Origin of the sequence: Ramlibacter sp. (assembly GCF_035706265.1) — a bacterium.
Taxonomy (GTDB): Bacteria; Pseudomonadota; Gammaproteobacteria; order Burkholderiales; family Burkholderiaceae_C; genus Ramlibacter.
This window is the reverse complement of sequence record NZ_DASSVG010000043.1, coordinates 1-14,041: the sequence shown is the minus strand read 5'-3', so window position 1 is coordinate 14,041 and position 14,041 is coordinate 1. Positions and strand designations below refer to the sequence as shown.

At 70.7% G+C, this 14,041-nt stretch carries 13 protein-coding genes; 8 read left to right on the top strand and 5 right to left on the bottom strand.

All coding sequences use genetic code 11. The features are described 5' to 3' along the window. Positions 1–141: 141 nt before the first annotated feature. Complete coding sequence (locus VFM98_RS01475) at positions 142–1,119, bottom strand: response regulator (protein ID WP_325108113.1); 978 nt, start codon at positions 1,117–1,119, stop codon at positions 142–144. Between the two features lie 27 nt (positions 1,120–1,146). Then, positions 1,147–2,478: a HAMP domain-containing sensor histidine kinase gene (locus VFM98_RS01470; protein ID WP_325108112.1), complete on the bottom strand. Its 1,332-nt coding sequence runs from the start codon at positions 2,476–2,478 to the stop codon at positions 1,147–1,149. 56 nt (positions 2,479–2,534) lie between these two features. On the opposite strand from VFM98_RS01470, the gene VFM98_RS01465 reads away from it, so the two are divergent. From VFM98_RS01465 to VFM98_RS01455, 3 genes are read left to right on the top strand one after another with little or no spacing between them, the layout of a single operon-like run. Next, positions 2,535–3,203, top strand: coding sequence for a helix-turn-helix transcriptional regulator (locus tag VFM98_RS01465; protein ID WP_325108111.1), 669 nt, complete (start codon positions 2,535–2,537; stop codon positions 3,201–3,203). A 42-nt stretch (positions 3,204–3,245) separates the two neighbouring features. Then, the gene (locus VFM98_RS01460; protein ID WP_325108110.1) at positions 3,246–4,172 is read left to right on the top strand and encodes a hypothetical protein; all 927 of its coding nucleotides are present in this window, start codon (positions 3,246–3,248) and stop codon (positions 4,170–4,172) included. Between the two features lie 13 nt (positions 4,173–4,185). Next, on the top strand, positions 4,186–4,959 hold the full coding sequence (locus tag VFM98_RS01455) for a type III pantothenate kinase (protein WP_325108109.1): 774 nt from the start codon (positions 4,186–4,188) through the stop codon (positions 4,957–4,959). Between the two features lie 115 nt (positions 4,960–5,074). Here the strand turns inward: VFM98_RS01455 and VFM98_RS01450 are convergent, their stop codons facing one another. Both VFM98_RS01450 and VFM98_RS01445 read right to left on the bottom strand, forming a co-directional pair. Further along, positions 5,075–6,172, bottom strand: coding sequence for a M14 family metallopeptidase (locus VFM98_RS01450; protein WP_325108108.1), 1,098 nt, complete (start codon positions 6,170–6,172; stop codon positions 5,075–5,077). Beyond that, entirely contained in the window at positions 6,169–7,365 is a 1,197-nt protein-coding gene (locus tag VFM98_RS01445; RefSeq protein WP_325108107.1) for a M20 aminoacylase family protein, read from the bottom strand. Before VFM98_RS01445 ends, VFM98_RS01450 begins: the two co-directional genes overlap by 4 nt. Positions 7,366–7,451: 86 nt before the next feature. Here VFM98_RS01445 and argE point away from each other — a divergent pair, with 86 nt between their 5' ends. The 4 genes from argE to VFM98_RS01425 are packed head-to-tail and all read left to right on the top strand — an operon-like array spanning position 7,452 to position 12,240. Further along, positions 7,452–8,624: an acetylornithine deacetylase gene (gene argE / locus VFM98_RS01440; RefSeq protein ID WP_325108105.1), complete on the top strand. Its 1,173-nt coding sequence runs from the start codon at positions 7,452–7,454 to the stop codon at positions 8,622–8,624. 52 nt (positions 8,625–8,676) lie between these two features. After that, a complete protein-coding gene (locus tag VFM98_RS01435) occupies positions 8,677–10,737 on the top strand; it encodes a molybdopterin oxidoreductase family protein (RefSeq protein ID WP_325108104.1) in 2,061 nt (686 codons plus the stop codon). Positions 10,738–10,754: 17 nt separating this feature from the next. After that, positions 10,755–11,831 carry an aminopeptidase gene (locus VFM98_RS01430; protein ID WP_325108103.1) on the top strand — a complete coding sequence of 359 codons (1,077 nt, stop codon included), beginning with the start codon at positions 10,755–10,757 and terminating at the stop codon, positions 11,829–11,831. Then, entirely contained in the window at positions 11,824–12,240 is a 417-nt protein-coding gene (locus tag VFM98_RS01425; RefSeq protein ID WP_325108102.1) for a polyhydroxyalkanoic acid system family protein, read from the top strand. The genes VFM98_RS01430 and VFM98_RS01425 overlap by 8 nt, the downstream gene beginning before the upstream one ends. 85 nt (positions 12,241–12,325) lie before the next feature. On the opposite strand, the gene VFM98_RS01420 is transcribed toward VFM98_RS01425, so the two are convergent. Further along, positions 12,326–12,580 carry an acyl-CoA-binding protein gene (locus tag VFM98_RS01420; RefSeq protein WP_325108101.1) on the bottom strand — a complete coding sequence of 85 codons (255 nt, stop codon included), beginning with the start codon at positions 12,578–12,580 and terminating at the stop codon, positions 12,326–12,328. 58 nt (positions 12,581–12,638) lie between these two features. On the opposite strand from VFM98_RS01420, the gene VFM98_RS01415 reads away from it, so the two are divergent. After that, on the top strand, positions 12,639–14,041 hold a 1,403-nt coding region (locus tag VFM98_RS01415; RefSeq protein ID WP_325108100.1), incomplete at its 3' end, for a wax ester/triacylglycerol synthase family O-acyltransferase.

The window sequence follows — 14,041 nt, the reverse complement described above, 5'->3', positions numbered from 1 at the left end:
GGCAGCTGACGTAGAACTCCCGTTTATCACCCATTGTGGTGAGATCGTCACAGGTAGTGACACTCCCCTGTCAGAAATGACAGGGGTGGTTACGCCCGGGAGCCTGAGACCCCGCCTGCGCGGGGATGACGAAGCAGGCTCCTAGTCCTGCACGTGCCTCTTCGGCTGCCTGGACAGCCAGCGGCTGTAGCTGTTGTCCGGGTCGGGGCCGTTGGGGGCGTCGACGGGGAACAGGGCGCCCAGAAGGGCGCCGCCTTCGCCGATCGGGATGGCGTTGACCAGGGCCGGCGGCTGCGTCGCCGAGAGCGCCTGGCGCAGCTCGATGTCCGCCAGCCGCAATCCCTTGCGGATGTCCTCCAGGCCCGCGGACGGCACGCCGGCCACTTCCGCCAGTTCGGCCAGCGCCGGCAGGCCTGCCGGCGTCTCCAGCTGCAGCCAGCCGATCCTGCCGGCGGCATCCATGCCCAGCACGCCGAAGGGCGCGCCGATCACCACGTGCTCCACCCAGTTCTTGGCGCAGAAGGCCGCCAGCCAGCTGTCCACGCCCGGGGCGCGCAGCAGGGCGCTCTGTTCCGGCGTGAGGGTGGAGCGCCAGATCTGGGCATGGCGCGCGTGCGACGTGAACAGCAGGTGCTCCACCGCCTCGACCAGCCGGCGCGAGATGTCCTGCGTCTGCTTGGGGATGAACTGGTCGATCAGGCCGCGGTTGAAGGCGCGCACCGCCACCTGCTCGTCGGCCTGGCCGGTGAGCAGCACGCGCGCGCCGGGCCAGTCGCCCAGCTCGGAGAGCACCTGCAGGCCGTCCATGCCCGGCATGGAGAAATCCACCACGCACACGCGCGACAGGGCATAGCGCTCCGTATAGCGCGACCAGTAGGCCAGGATCTGCGGGATCAGCGGCTTGCCCTCGCGCCACAGGCCGATCAGCTGCTGCTGGTTCCAGGCGTCCGCCTCCCAGAACGGCGGCTCCTGCAGCAGGTGGGCGATGCAGTCGGTGGGCCGCAGGAACAGCTTCAGGTGCCACTGCCGCGGCAGCACCAGCGCCAGCATCTCCAGATAGTCGGGATCGTCGTCGAGGAAGACGACCGTGCCCGGGCGGTGGAACAGGGGAAAGGTCATGGGTGGGGGATTGCCTGCCGCATTGTGCTACGCGACCGGCAGTTCGACCGTGAAGACCGCGCCATGGTGCCGGGCGGACTTCACGCGGATCGTGCCCTGCGCCGCCTGCACGACGCGCTGGCAGAAGGCCAGGCCGAGGCCGTGCCCGGTGCCGCGGTCGGTGGAAAAGAAGGGTTGGAAGATGCGTGCCTGCAGTTCGGGCTCCATGCCGACGCCATTGTCGGTGAAGACGATGCGTCCCCGCGTCCCGTGGGCGCCGATCTCGATCAGCAGGTCGCCGGGGCGGGTGGCGGAGAAGGCCGCGGCCAGCGAGCGCAGCGCGTTCTTGGTCAGGTTGTCCATCACCTGCAGGAACAGGCGCTCCGAGCCGATGAAATGGAAGTCGCTGTAGACGCGCACCACCACGCACTGGCGTTCGCGCGAGCTGCGGAAAGGGTAGTTGGCGATCGCCCGCTGCACGAGCTCCGCGGCCGACAGGCGCTCGGCATGCGCAGCCAGCCGCATCAGGCGGGCGTTGGTCATCTGCATGTCGATCTGGTGGTTCATGTTGCGCACCAGGCTGTTCACGCGCTGCGCCAGCTGCTCCAGCCGCTCGCCGCCTTCGCCGGGGTGGGCGGGGGCCTCGTTGCGCAGCGCCTCGCCAATCAGTTGCATGGTGGCCAGCGGCGTGCGCAGCTCGTGGGCCATGATGCCCATGGTGTCCAGCGTCGAATTGAGCTGCTCGCGCCGGACGTTGGAGGTGGAGACGCCCAGGATGATGCCCATGAACCAGCAGAAGGCCAGCACGACCGAGTTGGCCAGGGCGAGCTCCGGAGCAAGCGGCGGTACCTCGGGCCCGAAGTGCGCGAAGGCCAGCCAGGCCGCCAGCACCCCGCTGGCGGCGCCGATGGTGGCCAGGCGCCAGTCGGTGAGCTGGTAGTACACCAGCAGCATGCCGGCCATGCTGGCCAGCCAGACCGCATTGCCGCTGTTGCAGAAATACATCCAGGTGAAGAACCAGGGCAGGGTCACCCAGAAGACCGCGAACAGCCCGATGCCGGCGGCCCGGGTCGGCGGCGACTTGCTGACCGCGGCGATCGCCAGCAGCGCGGCGCCGCCCAGGGCCATCGCGATGCGCAGGAACAGGTTCTCGTACGGCTGGGGCAGCCAGAAGGCCCAGATGGCGTAGAAGAGCGGATGGCCCACCAGGGTGCAGATCCCCAGCGCCCGGATGCGCCAATGCGACGGATGCAGGATGGAATCCGCGATCGGCGCCAGCACTTCGGTGGCCGCCCATTGCCGCAGACGATGGCGCAGCGACTCGAGCACTGCGCGCGTCGGGGCAGGGGAGAAGCTGGGCCGGTGCAGGTCCTCGTTCATGGGGGTGGTCCGATGATGCTATTGTCTCAGCCCGGCGGTGCCACGAACGAAGACCCATGGGGATCCCTGCTAACTTTGACAGTGTCAGCCTCGATGGGATCCTCAGCGACTGGGTGGCGGCCCTGCGCGAGTTCTCGGTGGAGGCGGTGGTGGTGCTCGGGCCCGACCCGTTCGGCGGCAGCGAGGACCGGCAGGTCGTCGCCGTCCATCCGCCGCTGGTGGCCGAGGCCGCCCACGCCCTGGCCGAAAGCCGCGACTTCGGCGCCCGCTGGCGCGATTCCGATGCGCCGCTGGTGGCCTGGCAGACCATCGCCAAGTCCGACCCCCAGCGCAGCAGCCGCTGGCGCCTGCTCTGGCTGGCCCACGGCTACCAGACCATGGTGCGGGTGGAGTTCTCGCTGCCGGCGGGCCGCGCCTTCGAGTGCTTCATGTTCAGCCCGCGCGAGCTGACCGACCGCGCCGAGGCGGCGCTGCTGGCCTGGTCGGCCCTGAACATCTGGCCGCTGGTGAAACGCTCGATCGCCAATGCCCGTTCCATGCTCAGCCCGCGCGAGCTGGAATGCCTGGAGCTCGCCTTCCGGGGCCTGACGGCGCGCGAGACGGCGCAGGCGCTGCAATGCTCGGAGCGCACGGTCAATTACCACCTGGCCAACGCGATGAACAAGCTGCGGGTGGACAACAAGCTGGCCGCCATCCAGCGGGCCTGCTGGCTGGGTGCGCTGTAGCGGCCTCGGGGTAGCTACTCATCCGGGTTTATATTCGCGCCCATGAGCGACGACGACCGCACCGCGTCCCTGATGACGCCCGCCAGGCTGGCGCAGCTGAAGGTGCGGCCGACGCCGGCCGCCTCGCCGGCGGCCTGGCTGGACCAGCTCGCCACCGATGCCGGCAGCGGCCACATCCGGCGCCTGCTGGACCTGCGCGGGCAGCTGCTGGCGCTGCTGCAGGGCCTGTCCGCCGCCACCGCGGGCCAGGCCGCCACGGAGCTCGCTGCGGCACTGGGCGAGGTCGATTTCACCCTGTTGCAGCCGCGCGGCTGGATCGCGCGCGCCACCGGCAAGGGCAAGGAAGCCGCGGCCACCTTCCAGGCCCGCTGCGACCGCTGCGCGCAGGCGGGCGAACGGCTCGCGGCCGAACTGCGCGCGCTGCAGCGCCAGCAGCAGGAGCGCGCCGGCCCGCTGGAGCGCACCGCGCTCGAATGCGAGGTGGAGCTGAAGGCGATCGAGAAGATCATGGACCAGGGCGCGCGCTGGCTGCAGGACATGCGCAACCAGCTCAAGGCGCGCGAGGCCGCCGGCGGCGACGCCGCCACGCTGCAGAAGATCCAGGAGGACTCGCGCCGCTGCGAGCTGCTGGTCGCGCGCCTCAAGCAGCTGCGCGCCGCCAGCGGCGCCACCCAGCCGGCGATCGAACATTGCAAGGCCCTGCCGCAGCGCGGCGCCGCCCTGGCCGCTTCGCTGCAGCAGGCGCTGGAGGGCGGCTGGAAGGACGCAAGCCGCCGGCTCGATCGCCTGTGCGAGCAGGCAGGTGGCGGCACCGCGGCCGAAGGGGCCGAGGCGCTGCGCCAGTCCTTGCCGGCCCTGGCCGATGCGTTGCAGCAGGCCGCCGGCGACGCGCAGGCGCTGCAATCCCGCGTGCAGGCGGCCGCCACCGAGCTCACCGCCCTGCAGGAACCGCTGCAAGCCGCAGCCTGACCCCCGCCATCGCATGACCTTTCTCGCCGTCGACATCGGCAACACGCGCCTGAAGTGGGCGCTCTATCCGGCCGCACAACAGGGGGCGCAACCCATCGCCGCGGGCGCGGAGTTCCTCGAGAACATCGACAAGCTCGCCGACGGCGAGTGGTCGCGGCTCGGGCCGCCGGCGCGCATGCTGGGATGCTCGGTGGCCGCCGATGCCGTGAAGCGCCGGGTCGAGGAGCAGATGGAGGAGCTGTGGGTGGTGCCCGCGCACTGGGTGGTGGCGAGCGCCGCCGAGGCGGGCGTGATCAACGGCTACGACCATCCGACCCGCCTGGGGGCCGACCGCTGGGTGGCCATGATCGGCGCCCGCCACCGCATGCTGGCCGCCGGGCCGGCGCGGCCCATGGTGGTGGTGATGGTGGGCACCGCCGTCACGGTGGAGGCGGTCGATGCGCACGGGCGCTTCCTCGGCGGCTTCATCCTGCCGGGGCACGGCATCATGCTGCGCGCGCTGGAAAGCGGCACGGCGGGCCTGCACGTGCCCACCGGCGAGGTGCGCGAGTTCCCCACCAACACCAGCGACGCGCTCACCAGCGGCGGCACTTTCGCCATCGCCGGCGCGATCGAGCGCATGGTGCAGCACGTGCGGCACCGCTGCGGCACCGAGCCGGCCTGCTACATGACGGGCGGCGCGGGATGGAAGATGGCGCCCCACATGCTGGAGCGCTTCGAGCTGGTGGAGAGCCTCATCTTCGACGGGCTGCTGGTGATTGCGAGCACGCGCGCCGCGGCGCTTTGAGCGCAGCTTTGCCGGGCTTCGCGCGCTTCGCGGCTCAGCACCAGCCTACGACCTCTACGGGCCGCAGCGCGGTTCCAGTAGGCTGGTGCTGAGTCGCGAAGCGCGAAGCCCAGCGTTACGACGCCAACCCCTCCACCGCCTGCAACAAGGCTTCGCGCGCCTGCGCGAGCACCTGTTCGCGCCACGCATCCGTGTCCGTGTAGAAGGCCTCGAACACCTGCCGCCGGATCGCGTCGGCGAGTTCGCGCGGCGCTTCGGGATGGCGGCGCAGCCACTGCTCCGCCCGCAGCGCCTCGAAGGTCTCCAGCACCGGCACGGTGCCGTACTCCAGCGCGACGCCGGTGTATTCCGCCTGCGGGCATTCGTCGTAGGCCGCCTCGAACATCAGCCCCGTGAGGAAGGCCGAAGTCGACGAGCCGTCGTAGATCGAGGTCACCTTGGTGCGGCCGCCGCCGCCCCACCACGCGCGGGCGCGCGCAAGGCAGGCGGCGTCGTCGCGGGCCGCGAAGATGCGCTCGCCCACGCCGCTCGGCCCCAGGCCCGTGTGGATGTCGATCCAGGCGATGCGGCCGGCGCGCCGGCCGTGGGCGCGCAGCACCTCGCGCAGCGCCAGGTTGCTCCAGCTCGGCGCCACCCCGCCGTAGAACAGGCCGTCGGGGTACTCGTACTGGCCGCGCGAGATCACGGCCTGGTAGTGCGCCATGCCGCGCTCGGCCACGTACTGGCCGACGGCGCGCCGGTTGTCCGCCGCCGGCGGCCAGCTGGCAGGCACCAGGAGCTCGTGCAGTTCGCGGTAGTCGGCGTTCACCGGCAGCGGCCGGCCGAAATCGTGGAAGTTCCGGTTCAGGTCGATGTTCTCGTGCGTCGTGCGGCCGAAGTGCGAGAAGCCGTAGGGGTTGAGGGCGTGCACGTGCAGGATCGCCACCCCGGCCTCGGCCGCGCGCCGGCGCAATTCCGCATCGCGCAGGGCGGCCACTTGCACGCCGCTGCCGCAGAAGCCCTCGACGCCGTGGCAGCCGCTGGTGAGCACCAGCAGGTTCGATGCCTCCGGCTCGCCGTCGCGCGCCACGTCCATGGCGAGTTCCTCGCCCTGCAGGCCCGCCACGGGATGCGTCTTCGCCTCGCAGGCGAGGCCCGCGTCGGCGGCGGCACGCAGGAACTTCTGCCGCGCCTCGCCGTACGAGGACGCGAAGGCCGCCCGCGCCGCGCTCACCGGGGCCCCTTCGCCAGCCACTCCTCGGCCAGCCGCACCCAGTAGGTCGCGCCCAGCGGGATCAGGTCGTCGTTGAAGTCGTAGCTCGGGTTGTGCAGCGTGCAGGGGCCCATGCCGTGGCCGCCGGCGCGGTGGCTGCCGTCGCCGTTGTAGATGAAGGCGTAGGCGCCGGGCTTGGCCTGCAGCATGTACGCGAAGTCCTCGGCGCCCATGGTCGGCTCCTGCGCCAGCACGTTCTCCTCGCCGACGATGGAGGCCATCACCTTGCGGGCGAATTCGGCCTCGGGCGCGGAGTTGACCGTGGCCGGGTAGTTGCGTTCGAACGCGAATTCGCACTGCGCCTCGTGCGCCGCGCACACGTGCTCGGCCACCTGGCGCATGCGGCGCTCGATCAGGTCGAGCACCTCGGTCGTGAAGGTGCGCACGGTGCCCTGCAGCTCGCAGCGGTCCGGCACCACGTTGGTGGCGTCACCGGCGTGGATCATGGTCACCGAGATCACGCCGGGGTCGATCGGCTTGCGGTTGCGCGAGACGATGGTCTGGAAGGCCTGCACCATCTCGCAGGCGATCGGCACCGGGTCGATGCCCAGGTGCGGCATCGCGCCGTGGCTGCCCTTGCCGCCGATGACGATGCGGAATTCGTTGGTCGACGCCATCACCGGGCCGGGGCTCACGGCGAAGGTGCCGACCTGCGCGCCCGGCCAGTTGTGCATGCCGAACACGGCCTCCATGGGGAAGCGCTCGAACAGGCCGTCGCGCATCATCTCCTGCGCGCCGCCGCCCTTTTCCTCGGCCGGCTGGAAGATCACGTAGACGGTGCCGTCGAAGTTGCCGTGCTGCGCCAGCTGGCGTGCGGCGGCGAGCAGCATGGCGGTGTGGCCGTCGTGGCCGTAGGCGTGCATCTTGCCGGGATGGCGGCTGGCGTGGGCGAAGGTGTTGGCCTCGGGCACGGGCAGGGCGTCCATGTCGGCGCGCAGGCCGATGGTGCGCGCGGACGTGCCCTTGCGGATGGTGCCGACCACGCCGGTCTTGCCGAGGCCGCGGTGGATCGGGATGCCCCAGGCGGTGAGGCGCTCGGCCACCAGGTCCGACGTGCGTGCCTCCTGGAACGAGAGTTCGGGGTGGGCATGCAGGTCGCGGCGCAGCGCGACGATGGACGCGGCTTCGGTGACGATGGAATCCAGGAGCTTCATGGAAAGGCGGAACTGCGAGGGGAAGCCATGGAGTCTAGCGAGCGGGCAGCGCGGCCGCATGGGGGATATCCGCGAGAATGCCCGTCATGGCTGTTCCCACCGCGACACCGCGCGCCCTGGAGCTGGCGCGCGCCCTCATCGGCTTCGACACCGTGAGCGCCAACTCCAACCTGGCGCTCATCCACTGCATCCGCGACGAACTGGCGCGCCTGGGCGTGTCCAGCCGGCTGAGCTGGAACGCGGAGCGCACCAAGGCGAACCTGTTCGCCACCCTGGGCGAGGGCAAGCCGGCCGGCTTGATCCTCTCCGGCCACACCGACACGGTGCCCTGGCAGGGGCAGGACTGGTCGGTCGAGCCGCTGGGCGGCGTGGTGCGCGACGGCCGCCTGTACGGGCGCGGCGCGGCCGACATGAAGGGCTTCATCGCCACGGCCGTGGCCCATGCGCCGCTCTTCCTCGAGGCCGACCTGCCGTTCGCCATCCACCTCGCGTTCAGCTACGACGAGGAGGTGGGCTGCTTCGGGGTACGCGAGCTGATCGCCGACATGCGCGAGGCCGGGATCGCGCCGCTCGCCTGCATCGTCGGCGAGCCCACGAGCATGGTCCCGGCCATCGCCCACAAGGGCGTGTACCGCTACCGCTGCTGCGTGCGCGGCAAGGAGGCGCACTCCTCGCTCACGCCGCAGTCGGTCAACGCGATCGAGATGGCGGCGCGGGTGGTCGGCCGCGTGCGCGACATGGCCGAAGGCTTCGCGCGCGAGGAGCCGCGCTACGCCGGCTTCGACGTGCCGTTCTCCACCGCCAGCGTGGGTCAGTTCCACGGTGGCATCGCGGACAACGTGGTGGCGCGCGACGCCGAATTCCGCTACGAGTTCCGCGACCTGCCCACCGCCGACGCGCACGCGATGCAGGAGCAGGTGGTGGCCTACGCGCGCTCGCTGGAGCCGGCGATGCAGGCCGTGGCGCCGGAGGCGGGCTTCCGCTTCGAGACGATCTGCGAGATCCCGAGCTTCCTGGGCTCGGCCGAGGACGCGGTGACGCGGCTGGCGCTGCGGCTCGCGGGCGAGGAGCGCACGACCCTGGTGGCCTTCGGCACCGAGGCGGGCCTGTTCCGCAACGCCGGCATCCGCACCGTGGTGTGCGGCCCCGGCAGCATCGGCCAGGCCCACCAGCCGGACGAATACGTCACGCTGGAGCAGCTGCTGCGCTGCCAGTCCTTCATGGAAGGGCTGGCCCGGGTGCGCAGCCTGGATGGCTGAGCGCCACGACCCTCAGCCGGCACCGGCCGGCCGGATGCCTGAAAATCCCCCGATGGCAGCTCCCATCCCCGATTCCGGCGTCCAGGCCCAGCAGGTGCGCGGCGCCTGCCCGCACGACTGCCCCGACACCTGCGCGCTGGTGACGACGGTGCAGGACGGCGTCGCGATCCGGGTGCAGGGCAACCCGGCGCACGCCCCCACGGGAGGCGTGCTGTGCAAGAAGGTCTCGCATTACACCGAGCGGGTCTACCACCCCGAGCGGCTGCTGCAGCCGCTGCGCCGGGTGGGTCCGAAAGGCGCCGGCCAGTTCGAGCCGGTGGACTGGGACACGGCGCTCGATGCCATCGCGGCGCGGCTGAAGGCCATCGCGGCGCGCGATCCGCAGGCCATCCTTCCCTACAGCTACTGCGGCACCATGGGCCTGGTGCAGGGCGAGGCCATGGCCGGCCGCTTCTTCCACCAGCTCGGCGCCTCGCTGCTCGATCGGACCATCTGCGCTTCGGCCGGCGCCGAGGGGCTGACCCACACGCTGGGCGGCAAGGTCGGCATGAAGGTGGAGTTCTTCGCCGAAGCGAAGCTGATCCTGGTGTGGGGAAGCAACTCCATCGCCAGCAACCTGCACTTCTGGCGGCTGGCGCAGGAGGCCAAGCGGCAGGGCGCCAAGCTGGTGTGCATCGACCCGCGCCGCACCGAGACGGCCGAGAAGTGCCACGAGCACGTGCAACTGCTGCCCGGCACCGACGCCGCGCTGGCGCTGGCGCTGATGCACGAGCTGGTCGTGAACGACTGGCTCGACCACGACTACATCGCGCGCCACACGCTGGGCTTCGAAGCGCTGCGCGAGCGCGCGCTGCGCTGGACGCCCGAGCGCGCGGCCGAAGTCTGCGGCATCCCGGCGCAGCAGATCCGCGACCTGGCGCGCGACTACGGCACCACGAAGCCGGCGGCCATCCGCCTCAACTACGGCGTGCAGCGCGTGCGCGGTGGCGGCAACGCGGTGCGGGCGGTGTGCTGCCTGCCGGCGCTCACCGGCGCCTGGCGGCATCGCGCGGGCGGCGTGCTGCTTTCCAGCGGCGGCTTCTATCCGGTCGACCGCGCGGCACTGCAGCGGCCGGACCTGCTGGCCGGCCGCCAGCCGCGCACCATCAACATGGTGCAGATCGGCGACGCGCTGCTGCACGCGGGCTCGCCCCAGTTCGGGCCGCAGATCGAGGCGGTCGTCGTCTACAACAGCAACCCGGTGGCAGTGGCGCCCGAGTCGGGCCGGGTGGCGCGCGGCTTCGCGCGCGAGGACCTGTTCACCGTCGTGATCGACCAGTTCCGCACCGACACGGCGGACTACGCCGATTACCTGCTGCCGGCCACCACGCAGCTCGAACACTGGGACATCCACCTCTCCTACGGCCACACCGACGTGCTGCTCAATCGGCCGGCGATCGCGCCGGTGGGGCAGGCGCGGCCCAACACGCAGGTGTTCCGCGATCTCGCCGCGCGCATGGGCTTCGACGACCCGCTGTTCCGCGAGAGCGACGAGAGCCTGTGCCGGCAAGCCTACGGCCCCCAGGTCGATTTCGAGTTGCTGCTGCAGCAGGGCTTCGCGAATTTGAAGGTGCCCGAGGCGCCGTTTGCCGAAGGTGGTTTTCCCACCCGCTCCGGACGCTGCGAGTTCTTCAGCGAAGCGCTGGCGCGCCAGGGCCTCGATGGCCTGCCGGACCACGTGCCGAACCACGAGCCGGCGGGCAGCTCGGAGCGCTATCCGCTGGCCATGATCTCGCCGCCGGCGCGCAACTTCCTCAATTCCACCTTCGTCAACGTGCGCAGCCTGCGCGACATCGAAGGCGAGCCGATCCTGGAGATGCACGCCGACGACGCCGCGGCACGCGGCATCCGCGACGCGCAGGTGGTGCGGGTGTTCAACGACCGCGGCGAATACGTCTGCAAGGCGCGCGTGTCGCCGCGGGCGCGGCCGGGCGTCGTCAACGGGCTGGGGGTCTGGTGGCGCAAGCTGGGCCTGGCCGGCACCAACGTCAACCAGCTGACCAGCCAGAAGCTCACGGACATGGGCCGCGCGCCCGTGTTCTACGACTGCCTGGTCGAAGTCCAGCCGGCGTGAGGAAGAAGGCACTGCTGATGGGAGTCGCTGCGGTGGCTGGGGTGGCGTTGGCGGCGACGCTGTGCCTCTCCGGCTGCGCCAACCTGGGTTACTACTGGCAGTCCGTCACCGGCCACCTGAAGATCATGGGCGCCGCGGAACCGGTGAGCGAACTGGTGGAGCAGGCGGAGACGTCGCCGCGGCTGCGCGAGCGCCTGCTGCTCGCGCAGCGCATCCGCCAGTACGCCAGCCGCGAACTGAAGCTGCCCGACAACCCCAGCTACACCCGCTACGCGGACCTGCACCGCAGCGCCGCGGTCTGGAACGTCACCGCGGCGCCGATCTACTCGCTGGAACTCAAGACCTGGTGCTTTCCCGTCACGGGCTGCGTCGGTTACCGCGGCTACTACGACGAGGGCGCCGCGCGGGCCGAGGCGGCGCAGCTCGCGCAACAGGGCTACGAGGTGAACGTCTATCCGGTCACCGCGTATTCCACCCTGGGCTACATGAACTGGGCCGGCGGCGACCCGCTGCTCAACACCTTCGTCAACTATCCGGAAGGCGAGCTGGCCCGCTTGATCTTCCACGAGCTGGCGCACCAGGTCGTCTACGCGAAGAACGACACCACCTTCAACGAATCCTTCGCCACCGCGGTGGAGCGGCTGGGCGGCGCGCGCTGGCTGGGCACGCAGGCGAGCGAGCAGGCGCGCGCCGAGTACGCGGCCTTCGACGGGCGCCGGCGCATGTTCCGCCAGCTCACGCGCGCGGTGCGTGCGCGCCTGAAGGACTTCTACGAGACACCCGGCCTCTCGCCCGAAGAGAAGGCCGAGGGCAAGCGTCGCATCATGGCGCAGTTCCGCGCCGACTACGAGGCGATGAAGGCCCGCTCGGGCTTCGAGCCGGCCCGCTGGCGCGGCTACGACCGCTGGGTGCGCGAGGCGAACAACGCCTTCTTCGGCGCCCAGGCGGCCTACGACGAACTGGTGCCCGGCTTCGAAGCGCTGTTCCACGCCAACGGCGACGACTGGCAGCGCTTCTATGATGCGGCCCGGCGGCTGAAGGAGCTGCCGAAGGAAGAACGGCACCGCAAGCTGAAGGAGATCCCGGTTGGCTGACATCCACATCGTCCGCGAGCATGCGCTCGGGCTCGCACACGCGCGCAAGCTGGCGTTCCGCTGGGCGGAGGTCGCCGAGAAGAAGCTGGAGATGGAGTGCACCTACGCCGAGGGGCAGCACTCCGACATCGTGCGCTTCCGCCGCCCGGGCGCGCAGGGCGAGCTCAAGGTGAGCGCCCACCGCTTCGAGCTGACCGCCCGCCTGGGGCTGCTGCTGGGGGTCTTCAAGCACAAGATCGAGACCGAGGTGGTGAAGAACCTCGACCAGCTGCTGGCCCACGAGGACCCGCTGCACGCCTTCGAGCAGGGGCTGGCGAAGCACGAGTCGAAGCACGCGCCGCGGCACGCCAAGCACGCCGAGCCGCACAAGCCGGCGGCCAAGAAGGCGCCGGCGCGCAAGCCTAAGTAGGTTGAGCGTTTAGCGTTCAGCGTTGGGCGTGAAACCCCACGCTCAACGCTCAACACTCAACGCTCAACCCAGACGCAGCGAAGCGTCAGCTCAGCGAGTTGATCAGGTCGACATACTGCCGCTTGGCGTCGTCGCTCGACGTGCCCTTGCAGGCCGTCCACGCATCCCACTTCGCGCGGCCCACCATGTCGCCGAAGCCGGGCTTCTTCTCGGTGTTGTCGCCCGCCGTGGCCTGCTTGTAGAGGCCGTAGATCTTCAGCAGCGTGGCGTTGTCGGGGCGTTCGGACAGCTTGCGCGAATTGGCGACGGCGGCTTCGAAATCGGCATTCAGATCGGCCATGGATGCTCCAGAGGATGAATCCGGTTATCTTAAGCGGCGGACAACGAGGAGAGGCACGATGGAACCGGCCGTCGAAAACATGTCCAAGGTCGATACCGCGTGGCTGCGCATGGATTCGGCCAGCAACCTGATGATGATCCTGGGCGTGTGGACCTTGCGCCCCGGCATCCGCTGGCGCGCGCTGTGCGAGCGGGTGCGCGAGCGGCTGCTGCCGTACGACCGCTTCCGCCAGCGGGTGGAGGAGAACGGCGGCGGCGCGCGCTGGGTGGAGCACGAGGTCGACATCGCGCAGCACGTGGTGCGCGAGAAGCTCCCGCGCACCCGGGGCGGCGCGCAGGCCGCGCTGCAGCAGCGCATCGGCGAACTGGCGATGCAGCCGCTCGATCCCGGCCGGCCGCTGTGGCAGATCCACTTGGTGGAGAACTACGAGGGCGGCAGCGCCCTGATCTTCCGCATCCACCACTGCATCGCCGATGGCATCGCCCTGATTCGCGTGACGCTCTCGCTCGTGGACGGCGGCGAGCCGCCACCGGCCAACAAGGCGCGCGGCACGCCGGACGGCGCCGAGGCGTGGCTGGCCGAAAGCCTGGTGAAGCCGGTCGCGGCCATGGTGCTGAAGGCGCTGGAGGCGGCGGGCGACGGCGCCGTGCGCTCGCTGCACCTGCTGCGGCAGCCGGCCCGCGGCCTGCACGGCTCGCTCGATCTCGCGCAGGGCGCCTGGCAGCTCCTGGGCGACGCCGCGGCCCTGCTGCTGATGCCCGACGACTCGCCCACGCGCCTGAAAGGCAAGCCCGCCGGCCGCAAGCGCGTGGCCTGGTGCCCGCCACTGCCGCTGGCGGAAGTGAAGGCGATCGGCAAGGCGCTCAACTGCTCGGTGAACGACGTGCTCCTGAGCTGCGTGGCGGGTGCGATCGGGCAATACCTGAAAGCGCAGGGCGACGAGGTCGCCGGCCTGGAGATCCGCGCGATGGTGCCCGTCAACCTGCGGCCGCCCGAGGAGGCGCACGGCCTGGGCAACCACTTCGGCCTGGCGCCGCTGGTGCTGCCGGTGGGCATGGAGAACCCGATCGAGCGGGTCTACGAGGTGCGCCGGCGCATGGACGCGCTCAAGGGCAGCACCCAGCCGCTGCTCGCCTTCGCGGTGCTGGCGCTGGCGGGGCTGATGATCAAGCCGGCGCAGGACGCGATCATGGACCTGTTCCGCAGCAAGACCACGGCGGTGATGACCAACGTGCCGGGCCCGCGGGGCAAGCTCGCCTTCCTGGGCGCGGGCATCGAGCAGATCATGTTCTGGGTGCCGCAGTCGGGCGACATCGGCCTGGGCGTCTCGATCCTCAGCTACGGCGGCAGCGTGCAGTTCGGCGTGATGGCCGACACGGCCCTGTGCCCCGAGCCGCAGCGCATCATCGACCAGTTCGAGCCCGAGTTCGCCAAGCTGTCGCTGGTCACGCTGATGCTGCC